The organism is Solirubrobacter ginsenosidimutans (assembly GCF_027587205.1).
In genome coordinates this window covers 1-5686 of record NZ_JAPDOD010000109.1, presented here as the reverse complement: position 1 = coordinate 5686, position 5686 = coordinate 1, and the positions used below count along the sequence as shown (strand labels likewise).

Sequence of the window (5686 nt, the reverse complement as noted above, 5' to 3'; positions counted from 1 at the left end):
CGCGATCGGGATCGTCAAGGGCGAGCCGTTCGCGCCCGACGAGCGGATGCGCCGCGTCCTCGACGATGCGGCGGCCGTCGGGACCGCGACCTCGCGCGCGCTGCTTTTCGATCCGCGCGCGTCGGAAGGGTTCGCGTACTACGACGGATCGGCGTGGGAGAACCAGATGTGGGTCGGCGGGTACGACTTCGAAACACCGCCGCCGCTCGTGACCGCGGAGGGAATCAAGCCGTTTGCCCCGACCGGCGTTCGGGCGCTGCACTCCCGTGTCGCGTGGTTCTACGGGTACACCGGCGTGACGCCCGCCATGTGCATGCGGCTCACCGGCGTGGGGTCCCAATACATCTTCGCTTTCAAGGACGCCGATGGGAGGCGTCTCGACGGCGGCAAGACCTACCGGGTGACGCTGCCCCCGAACATCCCGGCCGCCCGGTTCTGGTCGCTGACCGCGTACGACACCGAGACGCGCTCGATGCTGCAGACACCGCAGCGCTTCCCGCGGGCGGGCAGCCAGTCCTACCCGACCCCGGCGGCGACCGCGGACGAGGACGGCTCGACGACCGTCGTGTTCGCCCCGGAGCGACCGGCCGATACCCCGGAGGGCAACTGGATCCAGACGACCGAGGGCAAGGGCTGGTTCCCGATCCTTCGCCTCTACAGCCCGGGACAGTCGTTCTTCGACAAGACATGGCGACCGAGCGAGATCGAGCTCCAGACGCCGAGTGCCAACGGACACGGCGAGATCCGGTCATGACCCCCCGCAGCCACGGCGAAGGAATCTAGATGGCCGCCTCTCTCGGCTGGGGGACCCTGGCGGCCTCGTCGCTGGTGATCGGGGCGATCATCGCGCTCGTGTTCAAGATCAACCTGCGCACGATCGGGCTGATCATGGCCTTCGGCGCAGGCGTGCTGATCAGCGCGCTCGCCTTCGACCTCGTCGAAGAGGCCGTCGACAAGTCCAGCGGCCACGGATGGGCGGTCGGCGGCCTCTTCGCCGGCTGTCTGGTCTTCTTCGGCGGCAACCTGTGGATCGACCGGCTCGGCGGCGGCGATCGCAAGGACCCCGACGGCGACCAAGAAAGTGGCTCGCCGCTCGCGATCGTGCTCGGAACCGTGCTCGACGGGATCCCCGAGTCGATGGTGATCGGGCTGACGATCTTCGAAGGCGGAGCGGTTGGCGCCGCCTACCTGATCGCGGTCTTCATCTCCAACCTCCCGGAATCGATCTCCTCGACCTCCGGCCTGCTCAGCGCCGGCTGGACGAAGTCGCGCATCCTCTGGATGTGGATCGCGATCGCGGTGATCTCCGGACTCGCCTCGGTCGCCGGCTACGGCCTGTTCCAGGACTCCTCGCCGGACACCATCGCGTTCGTGCTCACCTTCGCGGCCGGCGCGATCCTGACGATGCTCGCGCAGACGATGATGCCCGAGGCGTACGAGCATTCCCCCAAATACGTCGGGGTCGTGACGACGCTCGGCTTCGCGGTCGCGTTCACCATCCACACCCTCGACTAACCAGCTGCGGCTAACAGCAGCGGGGCGGCGTCCGCGACGGCCCGGGATCGGTCGGGTCGTTGGCAATCAGTCGCCCCTGAGCGCGTGCGACCGCCTCGTCGAAGACGGTCGGCGCGCCGCCGGTGATCGCTCGGCGCCCGCCCGCGTCGAGGCGGAAGTCGAGCATCGAGGCGAACGTGCCGCTGGCGAGAGCGACGGCGTCCATCCCGTGGTTCGAGGGCCCACGGGTGACGAACAGGGCGTCGATCATCTCCCCAGGTCGATGGCCGGGTAGCGAGAGTCCTCTAGCAAGCCGAGTTCGACGGCGCGCCCGATCGCCTCTGCTCGCGACGAGACGCCGAACTTGCGGTAGATCGAGATCGCCTGGGTCTTGATCGTCGTGCGCGAGAGGTGGAGCCGTTGGCCGATCTGGGGGAAGGCGAGATGAGTCGTCAGCAAGGGCAGCAGGCGAAGTTCGGCGGCGGTGAGGCTGAGGGCCCATTCGCCGCTCGGCGTCGCGCTGGCGGTAATCCGTCCGCGGAGTTCGTGCGCCAGCGTGGTGAGCGTGCCGAGGTTTGGGCGGACGCGCAGGATGGCTTCGGCCTCGCTGAGGACCGTCCCCGCGACGCCGGGCTCTTTGAGGGCCAGATGGACCCGGGCGAGCTCGAGTCCGGTCTGGATCGAGATCCACGCCATCCCGGGGTTCAAGAGCGGTCGTATGCGATGGGCCCTCGCGACGCCATCTCGTGCACGCTCCGTGTGTCCGTGATGGAGGGCCACTCGCGCGCTCACGGCCCATGGGAGCCCGCCCGTCAGGTAGTCGTCGATCTTCGCCGCTTCGGCCACCGCCACCGCTCGCTCGGCATGGGCGGCGGCCTGCTCCCACGCGCCCGCCTCGATCGCCAGCAACGCGAGCTCCGCGTAGGCCAGGGTTTCCTCCTCCGACGAGCCGGCCGCGGCCGCGACCTCCGCCGCGAGTACGAGCGCGGGGACGGCACGCTCCGAGTCCCCGAGGAACGCATGCGCCGCGCCGGCCGCAAGCTGCGCGGTCGGTCGCCACCAGCCTTCCGGACCGAGCTGTTCGAGCGCCAGTTCGGCGTCCGCGAGGATCCCCTGAACCCCATTGGGGCACGTGTAGGCGCGCAGCGCCGCGAGCCACGGCTCGATCGAGGCGCTGCCGTCCGGGAGTTCGGGGGTCGCGGTGCTGGTTTGGGCCGCACGTTGGCAGCGCTCGCCCTCCGCGGTCTGCCCGCCCAGGTAGTACACCCAGGCGCCGAGCACCGCGATCGTCGGGTAGCGACGGAACAGATCGTCGTCGTACCAGTCGAGCCATGACTCGACCGTGGAGGCGCCGCCGGCGTAATAGGTCGGCAGCACGAGCTCCTCAAAGATGCGCGTCATAGCGTCGGTCTCGCCCGCCGCGTGGGCGTAGTGCAGCGCCGGCTCGGGCATGCCGTTGGCCTGACACCACGCCATCGCCCGGCGGTTGAGCTCGGGCACGAGTCCCGGCTCGCGCTGCTCGAGCTCGCTGCGCAGCAGGTCCTGGAACAGGTGGTGGTAGCGATACCAGGTGCGCGTGCGATCGAGCGGGACGAGGAAGCGATTCGAGCGCTCCAGCGACTCGAGCACACCCGCCGAGTCGGTCCGTCCCAGCACGGCGTCGCAGAGGCTCCCGCACATCCGCTCCAGCACCGAAGTGTGCGTCAGAAATCGCACTTCCTCGTCCGTCAGGCGCGAGAGCAACTCGAGCCGCAGATACTCGGCCACGAAGCGGTCCTCGCCGGTGAACGTCGAGACGCCGCAGCCGCCGGCCTGCAGGGAGAGCGCCGCCAGATAGAGGCCCGCCGGCCACCCCTCGGTCCGTTTCGTCAGCTCACGGATGGCGGGCTCGTCGAGCTCGACGCCTGCGCTGCGCAGCAACGCTCCCGCCTCCGCGGCGTTCAGACGCAGATCCTCGACGTCAACTTCCAGCAGGCGTCTCTGGGATCGCAGGCGTGCCAACGGGAGCGCCGGAACTTCCCGGCTGGCCAGGACGATGCGCGACCCCTCCGGAACGGAGTTGAGCAGCGCGGCCACAGCATCGAGGCAGGTCGGATCGCTCACGAAATGCAGGTCGTCGAGCGCGAGCACGACCGGGTGCGCCACGGCCGAGAGCGCCGCGCACACGCGCGGGATGCACGTGGACCAAAGCGAGCGACCCGGCATCGACAACGCCTCGAACACGGACACCGGGATCGGCTCGACCCGGTCCAGGGCCGCCGCCACGTAGCGCAGCAGCAGCACCGGATCGTTGTCGTGATCGTCCAGCGACACCATGGCGAACGCGCGCTCCTCGCGCGGCGCCAGGTGCGCGAGCAGCGTCGTCTTCCCGAATCCCGCCGGCGCCACCACGCTCACCACGCGCTCCTCCGACGCGCAGACCCGGTCGATCAACTGCGACTTCGCCACCGTCTCCGCGCGGAGCGCGGGCGGCGCCAACTTGGCTTCGATGAGGTCAAACGAAAGCTCGGCGGTCTCAAGGGCCCCGCCGGCCTGAGGGCCAGACACGCCGCGAGCCTCATTGCACGCGGGGTGACCTGGCATCACCCGCACAGGTTGATGTGGGTGATGCCAAGGTCAGGAGTGCGGCGACGCGCTAGCTCACCAGCTCGAATTCGCTCGGCCGCCAGGTCTTGTCGAAGAAGGCCGGCAGCGGACTGTAAAGGCGCAGGATGACGAACCAGCCCTTCTCGGGGTCGGTCTGGATCCAGTTGCCCGGGGCGACGCCGTCGGGCCTGGCGGGCGAGAAGTACACCACCGTGGAGCTGTGCGCTTCGGCCTGTGCCGCGGGTGAGGGGTACTCCTGGCTGCCAGCCCGGGGGTAGAGCTGCTCGGTCTGCAACATCGAGCGGGTCTGGTTGTCGTAGAGCGTGAGCGACCAGAACCGGGCCGCCGGGATGTCCTTGGGCAGGCTCATCCGATAGGTCTTCGCGCCGTCGAAGGGTTCGCCGGTGGTGTCGACGTTGGCGATCAAGTACTGCGACCCGACGCCGGTCAGCCGCATGCACATGGCCGGAGTGATCCCCGTTGCGGTGTAGAAGAACGAGGTCCGGGAGTGCAGCCGGCGGGCGCCCTGGATCGGGTAGGGCTTGATGCCTTCCGCAGTGATCTCGGGCGGGGGGTTGGTGAACTCGAACCCGCCGACCCACAGCGAGATCCACCATGCGGACTCAGTCCCGTAGTAGCGGAAGCCCTCGGTCGGATGCGCGCCCATCCCTAGCGTCCGGGACGCGGCGTTGCCGACGGCCACGGCCTCGTCGAGGATCTTGCGCAGTCGTGCGTCGGGTGCGAACGTTTCGTCTTTGACGATCCCGAGGGCGGCGAACTGCCCGGCCAGTTCGGTGTCGAGCGCTTCGGCCGGCTCCATCTGGACGAGAGCGTCGAGCAGTTCGTAGTGGCCGAAGTCGTTGGGTGGGATCGTGTTGAACGCCAGTCCCGTGCCCTCCACGAACCGGGGGCTCTGCGCGGTGGCCGGCTGGCCGAGCGAGCCCTTCCCGGTCAGGTAGGCGCCGATGCTTGAGCCCAGGCCACCGGGGGCGTAGGGGTAGATCTTCAGCCGGTCCTTGATCAGATCGACGGTCGGTCCGGGGTCGTTGCCGGGGTTCTCGTTGATGAACGAGCGGGCGAGCAGGGTCACGTGGTTGGTGCGCGAGTGGCGGACGTAGCAGCCGCCCTCGGGCAGCGGCCCGTCGTAGCCGGGGCCGACAAGCAGATAAGTGCCGCCCTGACCGCGGTCCGCGCCCGGGAGACCAAAGTCGGTGACCCAGCGGAACCACATGTCGTCGACGAGGCCCAAGGCGTCCGGGGGGGTTTCCAGCACCAGCGGGCCGTCGGACAGGTCGAGGAAGGAGATGTAGTAGACCGTGTCGGCGTTCGCGGTCAGAAACAGCGACCGGGAGTCCATCAGCTTCGAGAAGATGAGGACATCGCCGTCGTTGATGCCGGCCTCGAGAAAGCCCTTCCGGATCGCGTAGATCGACACACCCTGGATGGTGTTCGTGAACGTCTCGACGCCGTGCAGGTAGTCCAGGTGGTCGCGCAGCTTCTCCGCGGTGTCCCCCTTCGGGTAGCCGTCGGTGAACTCCAGGGTCCCGATCCCGGCCTTCACGCTCGACGGTGTCGTGATCGCAGTGGGCACAGGCGTCCTGGTTGC

The 5686-nt window shown here is 68.8% G+C and carries 5 protein-coding genes; 2 read left to right on the top strand and 3 right to left on the bottom strand.

The genetic code is table 11. From position 1 onward, the window contains the following. A partial coding sequence (locus OM076_RS44245) for a DUF1214 domain-containing protein (RefSeq protein ID WP_270046678.1) occupies positions 1-754 on the top strand: 754 nt, incomplete at its 5' end. A gap of 29 nt (positions 755-783) precedes the next feature. Continuing rightward, positions 784-1515: a ZIP family metal transporter gene (locus OM076_RS44240; RefSeq protein ID WP_270046676.1), complete on the top strand. Its 732-nt coding sequence runs from the start codon at positions 784-786 to the stop codon at positions 1513-1515. Between the two features lie 10 nt (positions 1516-1525). On the opposite strand, the gene OM076_RS44235 is transcribed toward OM076_RS44240, so the two are convergent. The 3 genes from OM076_RS44235 to OM076_RS44225 form a co-directional block, all read right to left on the bottom strand. Beyond that, positions 1526-1765: a hypothetical protein gene (locus OM076_RS44235; RefSeq protein ID WP_270046675.1), complete on the bottom strand. Its 240-nt coding sequence runs from the start codon at positions 1763-1765 to the stop codon at positions 1526-1528. Beyond that, positions 1762-4041 carry a helix-turn-helix transcriptional regulator gene (locus OM076_RS46655; protein ID WP_270046673.1) on the bottom strand — a complete coding sequence of 760 codons (2280 nt, stop codon included), beginning with the start codon at positions 4039-4041 and terminating at the stop codon, positions 1762-1764. The genes OM076_RS44235 and OM076_RS46655 overlap by 4 nt, the downstream gene beginning before the upstream one ends. Positions 4042-4129: 88 nt before the next feature. Further along, positions 4130-5671 (bottom strand): DUF1254 domain-containing protein, encoded by a 1542-nt coding sequence (locus OM076_RS44225; protein WP_270046672.1) that lies wholly within the window; start codon positions 5669-5671, stop codon positions 4130-4132. Between the last annotated feature and the right edge of the window lie 15 nt (positions 5672-5686).